Origin of the sequence: Chryseobacterium soli, from assembly GCF_000737705.1 — a bacterium.
GTDB classification, from domain to species: domain Bacteria; phylum Bacteroidota; class Bacteroidia; order Flavobacteriales; family Weeksellaceae; genus Chryseobacterium; species Chryseobacterium soli.
Genome location: NZ_JPRH01000001.1, coordinates 1,021,345 through 1,043,716 on the forward strand (window position 1 = coordinate 1,021,345; position 22,372 = coordinate 1,043,716).

A 22,372-nucleotide genomic window follows, 5' to 3' on the forward strand; every position below is an offset into this window, starting at 1 on the left:
GATTAATTGTGTAGAGTAATTAAATTTGAATGTCTTTCTAATTAGATACCTTGTAAATGTAAAAAGAACTTACACTGGATCCTAATAATCCAGCATCAAGTAATGAAGATCCGGTAAGACCTAATGAGATTTTATCTCCGGCCTGCAAGGTGTACAATGAATTGATACTGCCTTCAGAAATAGTAAGACTCAGAAGAATTAGATTCGCACCACTGAAAGGGCGGTTATCGATAGTGGTAGCTACTCCCGCTCTTGTTCTGACAATTCCAATACCAGGTGAGTTGGCTAATATTGCCGCCTGAAGACCTGTACCATAACGGAAACTAAATCCTATTTGATATACTCCGGAAGAAGGGATGGTATAGGAGTTGTCCGTGTCAGAAAACAAAGCAGTGTCACCCAATGTTCTTTCTGCTGCCAGAAAGTTAACTGCCCTAAATCCTGCAGGAAATAATCCCAAACTCAGTAAACTTATTCCTGCTGTTTTTTTTGCAGCATACACTGAAGTATTGGTGTTTGTATTTAGCAGGACCTGAGGGTCTACCTGAGATATTTGAGCACTTCCTTCGTTAAGCGCCAAAATTTGATATCCTGGCAATGCTGTTGTTGCAGGAATATTACGAACTTTCACTGTTCCGTTAACGTCAAGAGTCGCACTTGGCGTAGAGGTATTAATCCCAACTTGTGAAAAAACCGGGATTGCTGAAACAGCCATTAGTAAGCTGTAAATCTTAGTTTTCATGTGTAAATTTTTAATTAGTTTTCAATTTTTCATAATGCAATAATCATGCCTTATGTGTTGATATAATTTAATTGTATAGTGTTTTTTATGTGAATTTATTAAACATATGTTTATATTATAATTGATAATATCCTTTGTTTCCTTTGTTGGTCGAGGTTTTTTAAATGATTATTTAGGTTTTGTGTTAAAATTATTAACTAATTATGTCTCTTTAAATTGAATTAATTTAATTTTTAGGCAGCAGTTTTGTCATATGTAATATCTGCCAATCTAGCAGTATGACTTAATCGACTGACATAAGTGATGAAAAACAGGACAGTTAATTATTTCTCATTTTTTTTTAAAAATAGATGAAAATGATTTGCTGTTATTAGCAGAAAAAACTGGAATTTAAGACAGATTCTTGTTTTTTTTCAGGATATAACGGAGATCAATGATCTTATTAACCTTTGACTTCAATTCTGATCATAAAAAAAACACTGCTTACGATAAGCAGTGCTGTGTGTAATAATGTAAATGTTTTTAACTTTCCAACAGGAATTCTTTATAATTTCCCAGGAAGTCAACATTTGCATTGATTGATTCAAGTTCTTGTAAAGCATTTCCATGCAGAACGTCCTCCCATTTTCCATTTACATTCATAAAGAAAAAATAATTTCCAAGTCCTGTTTTTAAGGTTCGGGACTCAATTTTACTGAGATTCATTTTCCTCCATGCAAAAACAGATAAAACCTGATGTAATCCTCCCGGATGGTCTTCAGGAAGAGTAATCAGTAAGCCTGATTTTTCGCCTATTATCTGAAGGCTGCTGTTCTGGTACTGAGTATTCTGCTTAGAAATCACAATAAATCTTGTGTGATTTTGTTCAAAATCCTGAATATTACGGTTGATAATCTGTAAACCGTATAAATTGGCAGCAAACTGATTAGCCACCGCTGCAATCTTCATATCCTTGTTTTCAGAAACATATTTTGCTGCTGCTGCTGTGGACGAAAAATCCTTTCTTTTATAGTGTTTATAATGGGTATCTAGGAAATGGAAGCTCTGCGCCAGCGCCTGAGGATGTGAGTAAATGATTTCAATATCCTCAATAGTATTCTCAGGATGGATCATCAGGTGGTGGGCAATAGGCATTACGGCTTCAGCTTCGATTTTAATCGCCGGGGTTTTGTATAAATAATCCAGGGTCATAGAAACCGTTCCCTCAATAGAATTTTCCAGGGGAACGACTGCCTTGTCGACGTCTCCATTTTCTACAGCATTGAAGCAGTCCAGAATATTGGCCTGCGGTAAAAGTTCTTCATTCGGGAAGAGCTGGGTGGTCGCCAGCTGGGTAAAACTGGCATGCGGACCTAAAAATGCAATCTTCATCTTTTTCATATCAATTCAAAAAGTTATTTTTTTCTCATTTTGTTTTATTCACTTCAAATATCATCATTAAATAGGCTAAACCCTAATTATTATAACAGATTATTCCTCTTTCCAGTTTTTTTCAATCAGCCGGATCAGGAAATCGGGACATTTGATAATTTTATTGGTGTTGGAATCCAAAAAGAAAAGGGTAGTGGAAGCTTCGGTAATTTTAGTATGCTCTTCATTGTAAATTTCATACTCAAATTCAATTTTTACTCCCGGAATTTTTTTCAGGTAGGTATGGATTTCTAATTTTTGATCATATAAAGCCGGCCGCAAATACTTAATTTTATACTCTGAGACAGGGAGCCAAATTCCTTGGTTTTCAATCTCATCGTATGACATTCCTATGGTTCGGAATAGCTCTACTCTTCCAATTTCGAAGTACTCGGCGTAATTACCGTAGTAAACATATTTCATGGGATCTGTCTCTCCGTAACGTACTCGTAATGAGTGTTTTGTGTGTATCATTTTCGTCTCAAATTATACATACAAATATATTTTTAAATAATCAATACCCGCAATATTTTTTTTTAAAAAGAAAAAAGTGGACCTTTGTCTTCCTTCTAAAAAACGGACTAACTAAGAACAATCGGGGCATAAATATGGATGAAAATTTAATGATGATATGGCGGAAGTGCCTTCAGTTCATGCGAGACAATTTGAACGCGGCTGAAGACAATTCTGATTTAAAGAAGCTTGAAAAATCTTTCGATTTACTGTTTGATAAAGTTCAGCCTATTTCCCTGGCTGATAATAACCTTACGTTAATGGTTCCGAGTGATTTTTACAAGGAATATATCGAAGATAATTATTTATCTCTTCTTTCTGCTGCCCTTAAGAAAAATATAGGAAAAGGAGTTAAATTATGGTATTCTGTAATGGAAAACAGACCTAATGGTTTAGAGAAACCCGTTACTATGAATATGAAAGGGAAAAGCGTCCCTACTCCAAGAACCCAGGAAACAATGCCTCAGGGATTTTCATCAAATATCGTCAACCCTTTTGTTGTTCCGGGAATTAAGAAAGTAAATATCGACTCTAACCTGAAGTCTGATTTTTCTTTCGATAACTATGTAGAAGGGGAAAGCAACAAGTTTGCAGCTACAGTAGCTAGATCCATTGCTAAAAGACCGGGTGCAACGGCTTTCAACCCATTATTCTTATATGGAGGATACGGTGTTGGAAAAACCCACCTGGGACAGGCTGTCGGTTTAGAAGTGAAAAGCCAGTTTCCAGATAAAGTAGTTCTTTATCTTTCTTCTGAAAAATTCATTCAGCAGTTTATTTCTTCTGCAAAGGCCCATAAGCAGACAGAATTTGCTAATTTTTATCAGATGGTCGATGTATTGATCATTGACGATATTCAGTTCTTATCCGGAAAATCCGCTACCCAGGATAGCTTCTTCCATATTTTTGATCACCTGCATCAGAATGGAAAGCAGATTATCCTTACTTCAGATAAAGCTCCGGCGGATATCATGGATATCCAGGACAGAATTGTTTCCCGTTTCAAATGGGGACTTTCAGCAGAAATTAAATCTCCGGATTTACAGACCCGTAGAAAAATTATTGTAGATAAATTAAGCAGAGACGGAATCGTCCTTACTGATGATATGCTGGATTTCCTTGCTTCAGAAACGAAAACCAATGTAAGGGAGCTTATCGGGGTTATCAATTCTGTAATTGCGTATTCTACGGTATACAAAACAGAATTAAGTCTTGAGCTATTAAAAGATACCATCAGTAAAATTGCTGCCAACCAAAAGAAGATCATCAATATTCCTTACATTCAGGAAGTGGTGTGCGACTATTTTGGAATCAAAAAAGAACAGCTTTTATCCAAAACAAGAAAAAGAGAAATCGCTCTGCCGAGACAATTGGCGATGTATTTCTCTAAAGAGCTCACCAATGCCACCTTCACTAAAATAGGGGAGGAAATGGGCGGAAAAGACCACTCTACGGTAATGTATGCTTGTGATACCATTAAAGATGTGTCTAAAATAGATAAAGAAGTAAAAAAATACGTTAAAGATCTTTCCGAAAGAATCAAAAAGTAAGATCATAATTTACTGACAATAAAGAAAATGGAGAATAGGGATATTCTTCATTTTTTATTTAGATTTGTTTAAAATTTTAGTTCCAGTTATAATTTGAAAATATGAAAATATTGATGGTCTGCTTGGGAAATATTTGCAGAAGCCCTTTAGCAGAAGGAATTATGAAAACCAAACTTTCCGGTGAATTTTTTGTAGATTCTGCCGGTACTATTTCTATGCATGAAGGAGAACATCCCGATAAAAGGGCTGTTAAAACTGCCGCCAACCACGGAATAGACATCTCAATGCAGCAATCAAGACCGATCACGAATTCAGATTTTGAAAATTTTGATCTCATCTATTGTATGGACCGTAAAGTCTATCAGGATGTGATGTCGAAAGCTCCTCATGAACAGAAACAAAAGATTTCTTTGTTTTTAGAAGCCGATGGAAACAATTCAGATACAGAAGTTCCCGATCCGTACTGGGGAGATATGAAGGACTTTGAACATGTTTTCCAATTACTGGAAAACAGATGTAACACAATTGCACAACAGTTGATGACTGAATTTTCAGCCATTAAAAACTCAAAATAACTTAATTTTATTCACCATTTATACCTTATACAATGCTTTTCCTACTTCCAGCTTATTTATCAGAAAATACTTCTATCAGCCATTTTTCACCGGTCATGAAAGAATATATCATGCAGACGGATTATTTTTTTGTAGAAAATGAAAAAACAGCTCGCAAGGTTATTAAATTTTTTGCACCTGAGAAAAAACAAGCAGATTTAAAACTGTTTTTACTGGATAAATACACGGAAAATGCTGATATTAAAGAAGCTCAGGAACTGATGCGTAAAGGTCAGGATTTTGGGTTGCTTTCAGAAGCCGGACTTCCCTGTATTGCAGATCCGGGAAATCTGATCGTTAAATGGTGTCATGAAAAAAATATCAGAGTAATCCCTATTTCAGGGCCTTCGTCGATTATTTTAGCGTTGATTTCCAGTGGTTTCAACGGCCAGGAATTTAGTTTTAACGGATATCTTCCCATAGAAAAAGGAGAGAAAAAAAGACAGATGCTTCATTTGGAAAGCTTGGTTGAAAAGACTGGATATACTCAGATTTTCATGGAAACTCCCTATAGAAATAATCCGCTTTTTGAAGATCTGTGCAAGTTTTTATCACCTAATACAAAACTCTGTATTGCAGCTAATATCAACGATCCGGAGCATGAATTCATTAAAACCAGAACCATCAAAGAATGGCAGAAACACAAGCCAGAACTTCATAAAATCCCTGCTGTATTTGTGTTGGGAAAATAAGTTTAACACACCCTTAACGTATCTTTAGCATTATTCTTGCGCTTTAGCTAATACTAAAAAATTGAATAATGTCAGAAAAAAAATTAGCAGGTCTTTGGTTAGATCAAAAAAAAGCAGTTATTGTTAAAAACAATGACGGCCAGAATGTTTCAGAGTTTGAAATTTTTGATACGATACAATCAGAAAATACTGGCGGGAATTCAAGCGAATATGCGTTCCACAATTCAGAGAATGCCCACAAGGAGAAGTATTTCAAGGAAATTGAAAAAGCCATTACCAATAGTGTTGAATTATTTGTGACCGGCCCTGGCGTTGCTCAGGAAGAATTGAAAAACCATCTTTTAGATACAGCACAGTACAAAAATCTGAAAATTACATTAGACTCTTCTCAGCAAATGTCTGAAGAACAGGTGTTAGAAGCTGTGAAATTACACTTCAACGCTTAATTCTAATTCAATACATAAAAATCCGGCTATTGATTATAGCCGGATTTTTTATTTATTCTTTCTTCTGGACCTCCATTTTTTCCATAGAAATATAATAAGAGGAATGATCAATAAAAACGGCCAAAGCGCTATAAGACCGAGAGAGAAGCCTACAAAAGTATTCCAACCTTCCGTTAAAGAATCTGCAAAACGGCTTCCAAAGCCAATCTTTGAAGTTGCAGAACTTCGTACTTTCTCTTTATACAGGTCTAAATGTAACGTACTGAAATCCACCCGATCATCAATGAATCTAAGCCTCCCCTCAGAAGTGTCTATCTCATCTTCAAGTTCACGGATATTTTCCTGAATTTCCAGAATATCTTTTGTGGTGGCCGCAGTTTTTAACATGTTGCGGTACTTTTCAAGATAAATCTTTTTATTAGCCAGCCGTATGGAAACATCGGTATATTCTTCGGTCACGTCATTAGTAGAAATATTTTTTGAGGTAACAGATCCTATTCCGTCTGAAAAAGAATTGACAAGCCCATCAAATTCCTGATGCGGGACCCGGATAACCAGGCTTATTTTTTCAGCAGTATCTGTATTCTGGTATTCTTCTTTTTGTATGTATGCTTTGTTTTTTTTGAGAATATCCCCCAACTGTTGCTGTGCTTTTTTGACATCACCCACCTGGATGCTGATTTCTCCGTTTTTAATGATCTTTTTAGAAATTGGTTCCACACTGGGTTGTGGTTCCTGTTGACCTGTTACAGGCGAAGAAGAAACCATCGTGCTTTTATTTACAGGACTTTCCCGGGGAGGCGGTGGTGGCGGAGTATTTTCAAATGCCTTATCTTCCTGTAAAACCTCGACAAGATCGGCATTGACAGACTGGGGCTGTTGTTTGTTGCAATGCATAGAGATCAGACAAAATAAAGGTAATGTCAATAGACGTTTCATGATTATTTTTTCTGTATGCTATCAAAAACTATGCTTAAAATGTAGATTTGCTTTTAAATAGATAATTTTTAATGGATTTTACTTTTAAAATAATAATGAAGCATTTTTAATTGTTGAAAGAGGTCGGAGTTTAAATTATTTTATATTTTTATCAAATGAAAAAGAGTCTTTTAGCAATCGTATGTGCTCCGTTTTTAATCTATGCTCAGGAAGTTCCGAAACTGACCGATGAAATGGCCGTCAAATTATCCGAAAAACCGCTTCACTGCATCAATCAGGAATACCCAAATAAAACAGCCCATATCATTAACAATGAAAAGGAAGTTCCTTTAACACCAAAAGCGCTTCATCCAAGCTTTTATGGTTGTTTCGATTGGCATAGCTCGGTGCATGGGCATTGGATGCTGGTTCGGCTGTTAAAGACCAAACCTGACCTTTCGGTAGCCAAAGAGATTGAAAAGATTCTTGATCAGTCCTTTCAAAAAGAAAACCTGCAGTCGGAAGCGGATTATTTCAATAAATATGAACTCACAGGTACTTTTGAAAGAACATACGGCTGGGCGTGGCTGCTGAAACTTGATGAAGAGCTAACCACATGGGACCATCCAAAAGCTAAGCTCTGGCACCAGAATCTGAAACCCTTAACCGACCGAATTTTAACATCCTGGAAAACATATCTTCCCAAGCAGACTTATCCCACCAGAACCGGAGTTCATCCCAATACCGCCTTTGCGATGGCTTTTGCCATAGATTGGGCCCGGGCGAATAAAGATAAAGAGTTTGAAAACATGCTTGTAGAAAAAGCAAAATATTTCTTTTTAAAAGACCAGAAAACACCTGCCTATTTGGAGCCTGACGGTTCAGATTTTTTCTCGCCAAGCCTTGAAATTGCAGATCTGATGCGTAGAGTGATTTCCCAGAAAGAATACGTACAGTGGCTAAATAATTTTTATGAGAAGCGAAGTTTAGAGAACATAGAAAAAATACCTGTAGTAAGCGATCTCAGCGATTATCAGACGATCCATTTAGTTGGATTGTCATTTACAAAAGCGTGGTGTATGAAGGGAATTGCGAAAACACTTCCTGACGGCCATCCGTTGAAAAAGAATTTCCAGAAAACGGCTAATGTGTTTTTAGCGAACGGGCTTCCATTATTATTTCAGGGGAATTATGGCGGAGATCACTGGCTGGCCAGTTTTGCGGTGTATGCCCTCGAAGGTTAATATCGTATTCCTGTTTTTTTTAAGATAAAACTTAAAAGCCAGATAGGGCCAATGAGAAGGAACTTGATGTCTTTAAGAAAAGATGGTTTTTTTCCTTCTATTTTGTGCCCTACAAACTGCAAAATCCATGTAATTACGAAAACAGAAAGGTAGACGATCCATGATTGTTTTCCGAATTGTATGTTAACGGTATAGGTTAAATGTTCCATCAGAACCATCACGAAAATCATAATAAGACTGATTAAAACAGACAGTCTCAGATAAAAAAGACTCACCAAAATGATGATCACTGTACTCAATATACTGATGCATCCAAAATACGGTGCACAAAAATGAGGTGATGGAATGAGAGAGATAAAACCTAATATTGTCCAGAAAATCAAGGGGACACAGATCCAGTGAATCAGTTTGTTAGCTGCATTTCTATGGCTTTCGCTGTATTCCGCAAAAAATAAATCGACTTTTCTCATGATGACCATTTTGGAAAAGACTAATTTAATAAAATTTTGTAATCACTGAAGACTTTGATTACATTTGCGTTATGTCTATCTTAGAAAAATATGGAGTTGAGATTTTTACCCAGGAAAATATCTTTGAGAGAATTTCCGCTGATAAGCCTTTCCGGCCCGATAATCCCGCTTTTATTTTTATTAAAACAGGAACGATAAAACTCCGCCAACATTTCAGCGACCTTGAACTTTCCGCCAATATGTTTATGGTAACAGACCCGCAGACAGTCTACGAAATGGTTTCTGTAAGTGATGATTTCCAGTCCAGAATGGTATCTTATAAAAGAGAATTTATTTCTGCTTTATCTTTGAAGTTTAACCGATTGATTGCGTACCGATATTTCCGGCAGCAGATGAATAAAGGTGTTCCTTTTCAGGAAGATGAGATGGAAATTGTATGGAAAAGCGTCAATTTCCTTAAATTTATTTTAGATTCTTCTACGGAAATGATCTATAAACAGGAAATTGTCGAAAGCTTATTTTCTGTTTTTATTTACCAGATGGCCGGGATTATTTCTAATGAAGATAATAATTCAATGAGCCAGATGTCCAGGCAGGAAGAGATTGTTTTCCTGTTTTTAACCGATCTTGCAGAATATCATCTTTCAGAACGAACTGTAGAGTTTTATGCCCAACGGCAGTCGATTACAACCAGACATCTTTCTTCTGTGGTTAAAACCATTACCGGCAAGTCGGCAAGTCAGATTATAGCCGTTATTGTAATGAATGAAGCTAAGGTGTTGCTTAACTCTTCGAAAAAGCCTGTTTCAGAGATTTCATCCATTCTTGGATTCAGTGATCAATATTCATTTTCTCACTTTTTTAAGAAGCATTTGGCACTTAGTCCTGTTCAGTACCGTCATCAGTTCGAAAGTTAAAATCCTACATTTGAACATCTTTTTCCAAGTATCAAACATTTCCTTGCCACTGTTTCCTCTGTAACTTTGTCCTCGTAAAACAAGGTAAAATGACAAAGAATGTAAAAACAGCACTATCACTAGTGATAGCACTATTCCCTGCGCTGTTTTTTTCACAAGAAATTAAACAGCTGACCGCAAAAGAAGTGGCAGAACTTGCTGTTCAAAATCATCAGCAGCTGAAAATAACCGCTCAGAATATAGATATTGCCAAACAGCAGACAGGAGTCGCAAAACTTCAAAAATTACCCACCATTATGGCTTCTACAAGTCAGTTTTATTTGGGAAATGTAGTTGCAATAGACAGTGATTTTTCCAATTCAACAACGATTCCGATGCCTCATTACGGAAGTTCATATGCCGTACAGGCCACTCAACTTATCTTTAAAGGAGGATTGGTGAATAAGTCTATTGAATTGGCCGGACTCCGCGAGCAGCTGGCTGAACTGGATTTAGAAAGAAACCAGCAGGATGTTAAATTTTTAGTGATTTCCAATTATCTGGATGTCTATAAGATTTTAAATCAGGAATCTGTTTTCCAGAATAATAAAAAACTGGCTCAGGAACGTCTGAAAAATATACAGAAATTCTATCAGCAGGGGATGGTGACCCGAAATGAGGTGATCCGTGGAGAACTGGCGATTAAAAATCTCGATCAGGGGATTTTAACTTTAGCCAACAATAAGAAAATACTTAATTACAACCTGAGTATTGCTTTAGGCCTGCCTACAGATACTGAAATTATTCCTATTGAAAGCTTAACGAATAAAGAAACGGGTATCGGAATGGATTATTACATCAATCTAGCCCATGAAACTAATCCTCAACTGAAATCTGCAAAGAAAAATATCGATGTAGCCGATAAGAATATCGAAATCATTAAAACCGATAAGATGCCTACGGTAGCAGGATTTGGAGGATATACAATGCAACGACCGATCACGACAAGAAATCCTGTGTTGGATATGTATTCCGGAGGATGGCAGGCCGGCGTTTCTTTAAGTTATAATATCGACAACCTGTATAAAACGAAAGAAAGGGTAAAACTTGGAGAATTGCAGAAGACCCAGGCGGATGATGCGATGACTTTGGTACAGCAGAATGTAGATATGGCCGTGAATGCAGCCTATGTGAAATACCAGGAATCAATACAGCAGGCAGAAATTTTGGATGATGCGAAAAAATTAGCCGAAGAAAATTATAAGATTACGGAAGCTAAATATTTGAATCAGTTAGCCGTACAGGCTGAAATGATCGATGCGCAGAATCAGAAGCTGCAGTCGGAACTGGATTTTGCCAATGCAGAAATCAATGTGTTATACCAATATTATAATGTACTGAAATCTACAGGGACTCTTTAATTGTAAAACTGAAAATCAAGATAATGGAAAACAAGGAACAAAATACTCAACATACACAAGCTGCTCCAGCACCTGTACAATCCGGAGCATCTGCAAAACATAAACAAAATAAAAAGAATAAGATCAGAGCAATCATTTCCAACATCATCGTTTTTCTGGTGATAGGATTCGGACTCTTCTGGCTTATCCGCGAATATTTTCATATCGGAGACAAAACCTATACAGAAGCAGCTCAGGTGGAGGAGTTTATAAATCCCATCAATACCAGGGTTTCAGCGTATATCAAAGAAATCAGATTCATTGAGCACCAGCAGGTAAAGAAAGGAGATACGTTAGTTGTATTGGATGACCGCGAGCTTTTAACCCAATTAGGGCAGGCTGAAGCGGCTTATCAAAATGCATTGGCACAAAGATCGGCAACAAGTTCATCCGTTAATACCGTTTCCAATAATGTAAGTGTGATGGAATCTAATATTGCGGGTGCTAAAGCTAGGTTATGGAATGCAGAACAGAATTTAAACCGATACAAAAACCTGTTAGCTTCTGAAGCGGTAACCAGACAGCAGTATGATCAGATAAAAACTGAATATGATGCTCAAAAGGCCGCCTATGAAACATTGGTGAATCAGAAGCAATCGGCCAACCTTTCTACTACTGAGGTTAAAAGTAAACTGGGGATTAATGACGCTGAAATCAAGAGAACAAGATCAGCGTTGGATATGGCAAAAATTAACCTGTCTTATACCGTAATTACCGCACCTTATAACGGAATTATGGGTCGAAGAACCATCTCTGAAGGTCAGTTAATTCAACCCGGACAACAAGTTGCTACGATTGTGCTGAATGGACAGAAATGGGTAACCGCTAACTTCCTCGAAAGCCAGATGCCTAACGTAAAAATCGGTGAAAAGATAATGATGACTGCGGATGCATTAGGCGGACAGAAATTTGAAGGAATTGTGACGGCTGTTTCTGCAGCTACGGGTTCAAGATATTCCAGCGTTCCTACAGATAATTCTACCGGAAACTTTATTAAAGTACAGCAACGTATTCCTGTAAGGATAGAGTTTACGTCTTCCAATAAAAAAGAAGATGTAGCCAAGCTAAGTGCGGGAATGAATATGAATGTGAATATTGATTGATAAGAACCAAGATGCTAGATTTCAGACATCAGACATTCAGATTTTTATTTGAATAAGATGATATTCTTACTACTGAAATTTATACGTTGACAAGTAAGGTCTAACATCTAGCGTCTGACATCTGATATCAAAAAAAAACAAAAAAATGTACAACAAAGGATTATATCATGATTGGGTACCAAAACCCATACAGCTGCTGCTGATTGTATTGCTACTTACGGTAGTGATGCCGTTGGGTGGAGTGTATACCGGGAATATCAGCTATGTGGCAAGTGGTACCGGCTCCATGACAGAATATTTTATGTGGGCAAATTATGCTACCACAATTGGGATGGGAGCTTGTATGCCTGTCGTACTCAGAATGAAAATGAGATTTAAAGTCAGAGACAAAATGATACTGCTTCTTGTAATACTGGGATTACTTAGTTATGTGAATGCTACCAGCCAGCAGCCCATGATCTTTATTTTTACATCACTTGTTATCGGATTTTTAAAAATGATGGTGACGATTGAATTATTCCTGCCGTTAATGGCTATGATCGGGCACCGGGGTATGTTTTACGGAGCATTTTATACCTTTGTTTTAGTGATGAATCAAGTGGCGGCGTATTATGCTGCGGATGTTTCCATTCGGTATAACTGGCAGCATTTTTATCTCATTGTTTCCATTTTATGCTTTATTCTTGCACTCATTCACTGGATTTTTATGCATGATAAATATTTTGCCTTAAAAGTTCCGCTGCATTATATTGACTGGCTCAGTATTCTGCTTTTTGTTTCCACTTTTATATTTGCTGCTTATGTTTTTTCTTTTGGAAAACAGCAGGACTGGTGGAATTCCAAAAATATTATGAATGCAAGTATAGCTTCTTTTGTGAGTTTTGCATTGCTGGCTATCCGACAGATGACGTTGAAAAGACCTTATCTGTCCTTTGCCATATTTAAAAGGAATAATGTTCAGCATGGATTGTTTATGCTGTTCTGGCTGGGAATGTTCCTGGGAACTACTTCTATTCAAAATACATTTGCTGTCGGCGTACTGGGATATGACCAGCTGACCAATGCCAGATTGAGTGTTCTGATGATTCCGGGGATTATTTTGGCGGGAGTGATTGCTATATTTTGGTTTAAAAAAGAGATTCCGCTGAAAATGTATATTTTTTCAGGATTCTCAGCAATGATGGGTTATACAATCATTATGTACTTTTCCATGGTATTGGAGTTTAATTATGAAAACTGGTATCTGCCCATGTTCCTGAAGGGATATGGAACGTGCTCCTTATTCATTTCAGTTTGGTTCTATACATTAGATAAATTGGAAATGGATGAAATGCTGGCAGCAATCGGACTTGTACTTGTATGGCGTACTTTTTTGGCGGTCGGATTTTTCTCTACGCTGTATTCATGGTTCCAATACCGTTTTCAGATCGTAGCAGTAGGAGATCTTGCAGTATATATTGACGGGATGATGGTGAATCCTCAAAATATCGCTGCCAATATGAAATCCATCCAGCTGAATGCAGTCATCGCCTCCGGTAAAAAAATATTCGGGTACATCATTCTGGTGGGATTTGGAGTATTGGTGTACATACTCACTCATCACTTCGGAAAAGAACGTTTCCGGTATTTAAAATTTATAAGAGTGCTGAGTGGAAAATCTGTAATTGCCAGAAGGAGGCTTAGAGAAAGAAAAAGATTATTGGAAGATATAAAAGACGCAGCAGGACCTGCGATATAAAGATACCTTGTTTTTCACTAGTAAAACCCTGGACCTTTTGTAAGGCTGGGGTTTTACGTTTTTAGGGGTGCTGAGGCTAATTTTTAAGTTTTGTTTGTACTGTATTTTCAACAATTCCCGACAAGGATGACTAATGCTCGTTATAAAATCTTTTCTAAATAATACTTGAATTGTATTGGTCGGTCAGGTAATATGGATTTGGAAATAGATTCATGTTGAAAAGACAGTGCAGATTATTAAATGTAAAAAGCCGTATCTTTGGAACTTTAAAAGAAAGCTATGAAAGACTTAATGGGTAAGGCGATTTGGGACTATTACCACAATGAAAATCCTGAAGATCTGCAGACCGAAACTTCAATTTCTGAACTTGATGAGCTTCCGGTAGAATATCTTTTCAGGGATTTTGAAGAAATGAATGAAGTCGAGCAGAAAGCCCTGGAATCAGCAGAAGGAAAAGTTCTGGATATAGGAGCCGGAGCGGGTTCGCATTCCCTGTATCTTCAAAATGAAAGAAACCTTGATGTGTTGGCATTGGATATTTCCCCTAAATCTATTGAGATCTGTAAGTTGAGAGGAATCAAAAAAGCGGTTTGTGAAAATATGCTGGATTTTTCAGGAGAAACTTTTGATACTGTTTTATTATTAATGAACGGTACCGGGATTTTTCAAAGCCTTTCAAAAATTGATACGTACCTTCAGAAATTATATACTTTACTGAACGAAAACGGTCAGATTCTTATTGACGGTACAGATATCTTATATATGTTTGACCGTGATGAAGATGGGGGAGTATATATTCCGGCTGGAGGTTATTATGGTGAACTGGACTATGTTGTGCACTATAAAGAAGAATCTGAAGATCCTATAAAATGGCTGTATCTTGATTTTACCACCTTACAAAAGGCTGCAGAAAACAATGGATTCACGATTGAAAAAGTAGTGCAGGACGAAGATGCTTATCTGGCAAAACTGACGAAAAAATAAATATTCTGTATCATTTCGGAAAAGTCGGAGTAATCTTTAGAATAAAAATAAAAAAGACGCATAAATTTTATGCGTCTTTCTTTATCTAAAATATTGAAGGTTATACTTTTTCAACATTAGAAATTTATATTATAATTTAGCCAATCTTAGTAAAAAATAACTTGAAAACAATTCATAATAGTTGATGAAAATCAAAATCAGCATGGCAATTCCAAGAATTACTGGGAAAATGAATGACTGCGCTCTATAGACAAGTCTTTTAGGCATCATTAGAACCCAGATTATAATTAAAAGTAATGGACCTAAAATTAAAGGAAGAATTTCGGGACTATATCTCGAAGAGCTTGAAAAACCATTTTCCATTAAAAATTTGTAAGTATAATATTGAAAAGGAATGTAGATGATTCCGAACACCATAGTAAATACTGCTGAAGCGTATTTTTTTAGTTTTATAAAATTTAGACTTAACAAAAAAGCACCATAAAAAGTTCCCAGAAATATACTTGAGCTCAAAAGCAATGCTCTTGAATATAATCTGACGGCAGATGAATCTGTAGTAATATGGTCTTTCCAGTCTTCAATTTCTTCGTTCTTTTTTGCTATTTCAGATTCCCTTTTGTTTTGAATGATATTTTGAATACTGATTTTTTCTTCGTCTGTAAAAGTTCGTCCTCTTTCCTCAAGAACTTCAAAAGCCATCTGAACTGCCTCGGGAGTAAAGCGGTTACCTTCTATTACATATTTTTCTAATTCAAAACCGGAAAGTTTCTTTAAGACATTTCTGTTAACCATAATTAATAAAAAAATGGGCATAAAAATGCCCATTTTATATAGTTTTAATTAGAATTTATCCGATTTCAATACCGTTTTTTACATCGCTGTCATCCGGCGTAACAAAAGATAATTTACCATCTTCTTTTGTCGTTAATAATAACATTCCCTGAGATTCAATCCCGCGAATTTTTCTCGGAGCAAGGTTCAGTAAAATCATTACCTGTTTTCCGATTACTTCTTCCGGAGTGAAGCTCTCAGCAATTCCTGAAACCACTGTTCTTACGTCAACACCTGTATCAACAGTCAGTTTTAAAAGTTTATCTGCTTTTTCTACTTTTTCAGCTTCAATGATGGTTGCTGTTCTCAGGTCGATTTTCGTAAAATCATCAAAAGTGATTTCCTCTTTCATAGGGTTTGCGTTAGGATTTGTTTTTTTATTATTTTGTTTTGTATCTTCTAATTTTTGGATTTGAGCCTCAATAACATTGTCTTCGATTTTTGAGAATAGAAGAGAAGCTTCATTGATGGTATGACCGCTTTCGATTAATACTGATTGAGTCTCAACATCATCCCATTTCACAGCTGAAACATTAAACATATTTAAAAGCTTTTCAGAACTGAAAGGCATAAAAGGTTCACATAACTGAGCCAAAGCTACAGCAATCTGAGCCGCAACAAACAATGACTGAGCTGCTTTTTCCGGATTGTCCTTAATGGTTTTCCAAGGCTCTTCCGCCTGAAGATATTGATTTCCAAAACGGGCAAGATTCATCAAAGCTGTTAATGAATTTCTGAATTCATAATTTTCCAGAAATCCTGAGATCTCTTTTGCAGTTTTATTGATTTCTTTTAATTCCGGACTATTGATATCTCCCTGTGGAATAACTCCATCATAGTATTTGTGCATTAAAACCGCAACACGATTAATGAAATTACCAAAAATTCCAACCAGTTCAGAATTGTTTTTCGTCTGGAAATCCTTCCAGGTAAAGTTATTATCCTTGGTTTCAGGTGCTGAAGAAAGAAGAGAATATCTTAATACATCCTGCTGCCCAGGGAAATCCTGAACATATTCATGAGCCCATACGGCCCAGTTTCTTGACGTAGAAATTTTATCATTTTCCAGATTCAAAAACTCAAATGCAGGAACATTTTTAGGCATGATATAATCTCCGTGAGCCTTCATCATCGCAGGGAAAATAATACAGTGGAATACAATATTATCCTTTCCGATAAAATGCACTAAATCACTGTTTTCACTCTGCCAGTAGTCTTTCCAGTCTTTTCCGTTTTTCGCTGCCCATTCCTGGGTAAAAGAAATATAGCCGATAGGAGCATCAAACCATACATACAATACTTTTCCTTCTGCATTCGGAAGTGGAACAGGAACTCCCCAGTTAAGATCTCTGGTCATTGCACGTGGTTTTAAACCGTCGGTAAGCCATGATTTTACCTGTCCGTAAACGTTCGGTTTCCAGTCGTCTTTATGACCTTCAATGATCCATTCATTCAGGAAGTCTTCATATTCATTTAAAGGAAGGTACCAGTTTTTTGTTTCTTTAAGGATCGGAACATTTCCGCTCAACATCGATTTTGGATTGATAAGCTCAGAAGGCGAAAGGGTAGAACCGCATTTCTCACACTGATCTCCGTACGCGTTTTCGTTACCGCAGTTAGGGCACGTTCCTACAATATATCGGTCTGCTAAAAATTCATTAGCCTGCTCATCAAAATACTGCTCAGAAACCTCTTCCGTGAATTTCCCTTTTTCATAAAGAACTTTAAAGAAATCCTGGCTGGTTTCATGATGCTTTTTAGAAGTCGTTCTCGAATATTCATCAAATGAAATTCCTAAATCAGAAAAAGATTTTTTAATGATTTCATGGTATTTGTCAACGATATCCTGAGGCGTAACTCCCTCTTTTTTTGCTCTGATGGTAATGGGAATTCCATGTTCGTCAGAACCACAGATAAAAGCTACGTCTTTTCCTAATCTTCTTTGAAATCTTGCGTAGACATCCGCAGGAATATATACACCTGCCAAATGTCCTATATGAACCGGTCCGTTTGCATAAGGCAAAGCTGCCGTAATCATCTTTCTGTTTGACATTTATAGTAAAATTTTGTCTGCAAAGATACGCATAATCTCCCGAATTTGCCTCTTCTCTGCAGCGATAATGAGCAATAAGTTTCTTTTACGACTTTAAATGTGAATTGTAGTTAAACAAATGTTTAACTTATTGTTAAAACTAAGTATATACTATGCATTGCATATTTTAATGTAATCATATGTGAAACAATGTTTTAGTGTATTAATGTCGTTTAATGTACATAAATTATCATAATTTTTCATTAAAATTATGATAATTATATTTTTTTTTTAAATTGCATCACTGGCTTCCTGCCAAAAACACTGGAAAAAAACGAACTTATTTAAAAACTATATTTTGAAAAATTCTATAATGGTATTAAAGATTGCGCCTGCTTTTTTATTGGCAAGCTCAATTATGCATGCGCAGATACAAGACTCTACCACAAAAGAGAAAAAAATTGATGAAGTTGTATTGATTGGATATGGTAAGCAGAAGAAGGCCGACCTTACGGGCTCTATCACTTCTGTATCCGCAAAAGACTTTAACGGAGGAGCAACTTCTGCCGGGCAGCTGATTCAGGGGAAAACACCCGGAGTGCAAATCACTAATAACAATGGAGCGCCGGGATCGGGTACAGCTATCCGAATCAGGGGTACTGCATCGTTAAATGGAAATAACTCTCCATTGATTGTAATTGATGGTGTACCACAGGATTTTGTAGGGGTAAACGGGGCATCTGATCCTTTGTCTCTTATAAATCCTAATGATATCGAAACATTTGATATTCTGAAAGATGCCTCTGCCACAGCCATCTATGGTAACCGTGCAACTAATGGGGTGATCCTTATTACAACAAAAAAGGGGAGTACGGGCAAATTCAAAGTTAATTTTTCAACAGTGGCCTCCGTTTCTACAAAAATGGGAAATGTTGATGTTTTAAATGCTGATGAATTCAGGAATTTTGTCAATACTTATGCTTCTCCTGCATATAAAGCGAAATTAGGGAATGCAAACACCAATTGGCAGGATAAGATTTATCAGGCAGCCTGGGGAACAGATAATAATTTAGCTTTTACAGGAGGGGTTAAAGGATTACCGTACCGCTTATCCATTGGATATAATGAGCAGAATGGTATTGTACAAACAAACTCTTTTAAAAGAACATCAGTAGGTCTGAATCTAAGTCCTAAGTTTTTTGACAATCATTTATCCTTGAACGTAAATGCAAAAGGTACTTTTACAGACAACAGATTTGTTGATGGAGGAGTAATAAAATCGGCTACTTATTTTGATCCGACACAACCTGTGTATTCGGGCAATTCTAATTTTGGAGGATATTATGAATGGCTGGATTCTGGATCTCCAAACGGATTTAATGTGAATGCCACTTCTAACCCACTAGGGATGATCAATGGGATTCATGATGTTTCATCTGTTTTACGTGGATTGGGAAACATCCAGTTAGATTATAAATTTCATTTTCTTCCCGATCTTCATTTCAACGTAAATGCGGGGTATGATTATACAAAAAGTGATGGGCAGAAAAAAGTAAGCTCGATGTATAGACCCGGTATAAATGATGCAGGAAGCTCAACAATCTATAGCATGGAAAAAAAGAATAAGTTATTGGAAACTTATTTTAACTATGTAAAAAATATTTCTGCAATCAATACAGGCGTGGATCTTACAGCGGGATATTCTTACCAGGATTTCCGTACGATTATTCCAGGATCTATCAATTATAAAGGCAATGCTCCGACTAAAATTAATAATGATTTTGAGAGCCAAAATACCTTGATATCTTTCTATGGGCGTGCCATATTCACTGTTGCCAATAAGTATATTATTTCAGGATCTTTAAGAAGAGACGGATCTTCCCGCTTTTATAACGGAACAAAAGATAATCTTTGGGGTAATTTCCCGGGAGTATCTGTAGCCTGGAAATTAAATGAAGAAAGTTTTATTAAAAATATATCTTCAATAAGCACATTGAAACTGAGAGCGGGTTGGGGAAAAACCGGACAGCAGGAATTACCGGCTTTGGATGGAAACAAACCATTTAATTATCCGGCGTATGCAGCTTATAATCCGAGTAATGAAGGAGCATATTATCAATTTGGAAACCAATATTACTATATGTTCAGAGCTAATATATATAATCCTAACCTTACTTGGGAGACTACAACCAGTAAGAATTTAGGGTTAGATTATGGGTTTCTTAACAATAGAATATATGGTTCTATAGATTTATTTCAGAAAGATACAGAGAAATTACTGGTTCTTTCCCCCATTGCAGCAGGAGATTTAAGTAACCAGAATTTACTTAATGTAGGGAATATGAAAAATAAAGGTATAGAAGGAAGTATTAATATAGTCCCTATTAAAAACCAAAATACAACTTGGGAACTTAATTTTAATGCTACCCACTACAAACCGGAAATAACCAATCTTTTAGATAGAGCAGATCCTACTTTCAATATTCCTGTGGGAGGAATTGATGGCGGATCTGGAAATACGATTCAGGCCCATGCCGTAGGATATGCACCTAACGCATTTTGGGTGTATCAGCAGGCATATGACGGTAATGGAAAACCAATGAACGGAGTATATGTTGACAGAAATGGAGATGGACAGATCAATACATTAGATAAATATTATTATAAATCTACCACACCTGATGCCATCTTAGGATTCTCTACTAAAGTTTCATATAAAGACTGGACCTTTGGATTGAGTGCAAGAGCAGTATTAGGAAATTATGTATATAACAATGCTGCATCCAATAGCTCATTACAGTCCGCATCTACCAATGAATATTTACAGAACGTATATTCAACAGCACCTGTTTACCAATTCTCGGTTCCACAATACTTTTCAGATATATATGTAGAAAACGCATCATTCCTGAGACTGGATAATGTGAACGTTGGCTATAATTTTAGGGATATTTTCTATAAAGGAAGCAATCTAAGGGTATATGGAATGGCTCAAAATGTTTTTGTTATTACAAAATATAGTGGTGTTGACCCTGAAGTTTTTGGAGGAATAGATAATGGTTATTATCAAATGCCAAGAGTTTATTCTTTAGGCTTTAATTTTCAATTTTAATTAATAAGTAAGATGAAATCAAATAAAATTCAGTTTAAAAATATATTGTTAACAGCATCCATGATTGGATTGTTATCAGCAACATCATGTGTTAATGATCTAGAAAGAGAACCCATTACCGATACAACTTCAGCAAATGTTTACAAGGATTTTGGAAATTATCCCAATCTTTTAGCTAAGCTCTATGGTGGTCTTGCGATGGGAGGGCAAGTAAGCGGAGATGGTGGAAATTATCCTGACAGTGATATCAATGGAATCAACGGAGGGTTTTCTCAGTATACAAGATTAATGTATACGATGCAGGAAATCTCTACGGATGAAGCAGTAATCGGTTGGAATGATGGGAACTTACATACAATCCATAAGATGACCTGGGATTCTTCTAATGAATTTATTGCAGCACTTTATTACAGAATTTACGCAGAAATTGCATATTGTAATGAATTTTTGAGAAATGTATCAGATGAAAAGCTGGCTGCTAATAACATCACCGGAGACAACTTAACTCAGGCTAAATACATGCGTACAGAAGCGAGATTTTTAAGAGCACAATCTTATTATCACGCATTAGATCTATTCGGAAATGTACCTTTTGTAAAAGAAGATTATCTTCCGGGATCTGTAAATCCACCTCAAAGAATTGAGAGAACTGCCTTATTTAATTTTGTAGAACAGGAACTATTGGCATGTGCCAACGATCTGAAAGAACCAAGATCAAACGCTTATGGAAGAGCAGACAAAGCGGCAGCTTGGTCACTACTGGCAAGACTTTATCTTAATGCCGGAGTGTATACCGGAACTCAAAGAAATAATGATTGTGTTACCTATTGTAATAAAGTAATAGCAGCTGGATATTCTCTAAAATCCAAATATGGAGATTTGTTCCTTGCAGATAATGATGTTAACAATCCGGAAGCAATTTTCACGGTTAATTTTGATGGACTTAATACCCAAACCAATGGAGGTACAACCTATTTAGTTCATGCTTCGGTCGGGGGTTCAATGGCTGCCGCAGATTTTGGAATCAATGGGGGATGGAGTGGAATTAGAACGACAAAAGCTTTTGTTGGAAAATTTCCTACTGATGGTTCAGACAAGAGAGGTAACTTTTTTACTACCGGACAGAATCTTGAAATTAATGATTTAGGTTCTTTTAATGATGGGTATGCTTTCATCAAATTTAAAAATATTAAAAGCAATGGAACTCCCGGAGCAGACAAAAACTGGGTAGAAGCAGATATTCCATTATACCGTTTGGCAGATATTTATTTAATGTATGCTGAAGCAACATTAAGAGGGGGAAGTGGAAATATGGCAACAGCAATTGGGTATGTAAATCAATTGAGACAGAGAGCGTATGGGAACACGAATGGGAATGTTACTTCCATTAATTTAGACTTTATTCTAGATGAAAGAGCAAGAGAATTATCTTGGGAAATGACCAGAAGAACAGATCTTATCCGTTTTGGAAAATTTACGACCGGAGATTATGTTTGGCCTTGGAAAGGAAATGTAAAAGATGGAAAAGCTGTTGAGAGCTATAGAAACTTATATCCTATTCCTGCAAAAGATATTGTTGCAAACCCTAATTTAGTTCAAAACACTGGATATTAATTT

The 22,372-nt window shown here is 36.5% G+C and carries 19 protein-coding genes; 12 read left to right on the forward strand and 7 right to left on the reverse strand.

Features of this window, described 5'->3' with window-relative positions:
* Nucleotides 1–37 precede the first annotated feature (37 nt).
* From IW15_RS04715 to IW15_RS04725, 3 genes are all read right to left on the reverse strand, one after another.
* Entirely contained in the window at nucleotides 38–742 is a 705-nt protein-coding gene (locus IW15_RS04715; RefSeq protein WP_034709620.1) for a hypothetical protein, read from the reverse strand.
* Nucleotides 743–1,264: 522 nt separating this feature from the next.
* Complete coding sequence (pheA, locus tag IW15_RS04720; protein ID WP_034709874.1) at nucleotides 1,265–2,113, reverse strand: prephenate dehydratase; 849 nt, start codon at nucleotides 2,111–2,113, stop codon at nucleotides 1,265–1,267.
* A gap of 99 nt (nucleotides 2,114–2,212) precedes the next feature.
* Complete coding sequence (locus tag IW15_RS04725; RefSeq protein ID WP_034709621.1) at nucleotides 2,213–2,626, reverse strand: acyl-CoA thioesterase; 414 nt, start codon at nucleotides 2,624–2,626, stop codon at nucleotides 2,213–2,215.
* A 134-nt stretch (nucleotides 2,627–2,760) separates the two neighbouring features.
* On the opposite strand from IW15_RS04725, the gene dnaA reads away from it, so the two are divergent.
* The 4 genes from dnaA to IW15_RS04745 all read left to right on the forward strand — a co-directional run bounded on the left by dnaA (nucleotide 2,761) and on the right by IW15_RS04745 (nucleotide 5,967).
* Nucleotides 2,761–4,215 (forward strand): chromosomal replication initiator protein DnaA, encoded by a 1,455-nt coding sequence (dnaA, locus tag IW15_RS04730; RefSeq protein WP_034709622.1) that lies wholly within the window; start codon nucleotides 2,761–2,763, stop codon nucleotides 4,213–4,215.
* A gap of 101 nt (nucleotides 4,216–4,316) precedes the next feature.
* Nucleotides 4,317–4,790, forward strand: coding sequence for a low molecular weight protein-tyrosine-phosphatase (locus tag IW15_RS04735; RefSeq protein WP_034709623.1), 474 nt, complete (start codon nucleotides 4,317–4,319; stop codon nucleotides 4,788–4,790).
* Between the two features lie 32 nt (nucleotides 4,791–4,822).
* Entirely contained in the window at nucleotides 4,823–5,521 is a 699-nt protein-coding gene (locus IW15_RS04740; protein WP_034709624.1) for an SAM-dependent methyltransferase, read from the forward strand.
* Nucleotides 5,522–5,589: 68 nt separating this feature from the next.
* Entirely contained in the window at nucleotides 5,590–5,967 is a 378-nt protein-coding gene (locus tag IW15_RS04745) for a hypothetical protein (RefSeq protein WP_034709625.1), read from the forward strand.
* Nucleotides 5,968–6,015: 48 nt separating this feature from the next.
* Here IW15_RS04745 and IW15_RS04750 read toward each other — a convergent pair whose 3' ends face one another.
* Nucleotides 6,016–6,906 carry a DUF4349 domain-containing protein gene (locus IW15_RS04750; protein ID WP_034709626.1) on the reverse strand — a complete coding sequence of 297 codons (891 nt, stop codon included), beginning with the start codon at nucleotides 6,904–6,906 and terminating at the stop codon, nucleotides 6,016–6,018.
* Between the two features lie 155 nt (nucleotides 6,907–7,061).
* On the opposite strand from IW15_RS04750, the gene IW15_RS04755 reads away from it, so the two are divergent.
* Nucleotides 7,062–8,129 carry a DUF2891 domain-containing protein gene (locus IW15_RS04755; protein WP_034709627.1) on the forward strand — a complete coding sequence of 356 codons (1,068 nt, stop codon included), beginning with the start codon at nucleotides 7,062–7,064 and terminating at the stop codon, nucleotides 8,127–8,129.
* Here IW15_RS04755 and IW15_RS04760 read toward each other — a convergent pair.
* Nucleotides 8,126–8,599 (reverse strand): Mpo1 family 2-hydroxy fatty acid dioxygenase, encoded by a 474-nt coding sequence (locus IW15_RS04760; protein ID WP_034709628.1) that lies wholly within the window; start codon nucleotides 8,597–8,599, stop codon nucleotides 8,126–8,128. The two genes, IW15_RS04755 and IW15_RS04760, sit on opposite strands and share 4 nt — an antisense overlap.
* 71 nt (nucleotides 8,600–8,670) lie before the next feature.
* Here IW15_RS04760 and IW15_RS04765 point away from each other — a divergent pair, with 71 nt between their 5' ends.
* The 5 genes from IW15_RS04765 to IW15_RS04785 all read left to right on the forward strand — a co-directional run bounded on the left by IW15_RS04765 (nucleotide 8,671) and on the right by IW15_RS04785 (nucleotide 14,780).
* Nucleotides 8,671–9,516, forward strand: a complete 846-nt coding sequence (locus IW15_RS04765) for a helix-turn-helix domain-containing protein (protein ID WP_034709629.1) — start codon at nucleotides 8,671–8,673, stop codon at nucleotides 9,514–9,516.
* Between the two features lie 89 nt (nucleotides 9,517–9,605).
* Nucleotides 9,606–10,916 (forward strand): TolC family protein, encoded by a 1,311-nt coding sequence (locus IW15_RS04770; RefSeq protein WP_034709630.1) that lies wholly within the window; start codon nucleotides 9,606–9,608, stop codon nucleotides 10,914–10,916.
* A gap of 23 nt (nucleotides 10,917–10,939) precedes the next feature.
* Nucleotides 10,940–12,058: an HlyD family secretion protein gene (locus IW15_RS04775; RefSeq protein ID WP_034709631.1), complete on the forward strand. Its 1,119-nt coding sequence runs from the start codon at nucleotides 10,940–10,942 to the stop codon at nucleotides 12,056–12,058.
* Between the two features lie 145 nt (nucleotides 12,059–12,203).
* Entirely contained in the window at nucleotides 12,204–13,796 is a 1,593-nt protein-coding gene (locus tag IW15_RS04780; RefSeq protein ID WP_034709632.1) for an efflux MFS transporter permease, read from the forward strand.
* A gap of 279 nt (nucleotides 13,797–14,075) precedes the next feature.
* Entirely contained in the window at nucleotides 14,076–14,780 is a 705-nt protein-coding gene (locus IW15_RS04785; RefSeq protein WP_034709633.1) for a class I SAM-dependent methyltransferase, read from the forward strand.
* A gap of 129 nt (nucleotides 14,781–14,909) precedes the next feature.
* On the opposite strand, the gene IW15_RS04790 is transcribed toward IW15_RS04785, so the two are convergent.
* Both IW15_RS04790 and metG read right to left on the reverse strand, forming a co-directional pair.
* Nucleotides 14,910–15,593, reverse strand: coding sequence for a hypothetical protein (locus IW15_RS04790; RefSeq protein WP_131368499.1), 684 nt, complete (start codon nucleotides 15,591–15,593; stop codon nucleotides 14,910–14,912).
* A 34-nt stretch (nucleotides 15,594–15,627) separates the two neighbouring features.
* Entirely contained in the window at nucleotides 15,628–17,664 is a 2,037-nt protein-coding gene (metG, locus tag IW15_RS04795) for a methionine--tRNA ligase (RefSeq protein WP_034709637.1), read from the reverse strand.
* A gap of 337 nt (nucleotides 17,665–18,001) precedes the next feature.
* Here metG and IW15_RS04800 point away from each other — a divergent pair, with 337 nt between their 5' ends.
* Nucleotides 18,002–20,755 carry a SusC/RagA family TonB-linked outer membrane protein gene (locus IW15_RS04800; protein ID WP_185097415.1) on the forward strand — a complete coding sequence of 918 codons (2,754 nt, stop codon included), beginning with the start codon at nucleotides 18,002–18,004 and terminating at the stop codon, nucleotides 20,753–20,755.
* 12 nt (nucleotides 20,756–20,767) lie between these two features.
* On the forward strand, nucleotides 20,768–22,369 hold the full coding sequence (locus IW15_RS04805; protein ID WP_034709639.1) for a RagB/SusD family nutrient uptake outer membrane protein: 1,602 nt from the start codon (nucleotides 20,768–20,770) through the stop codon (nucleotides 22,367–22,369).
* Nucleotides 22,370–22,372: the final 3 nt, after the last annotated feature.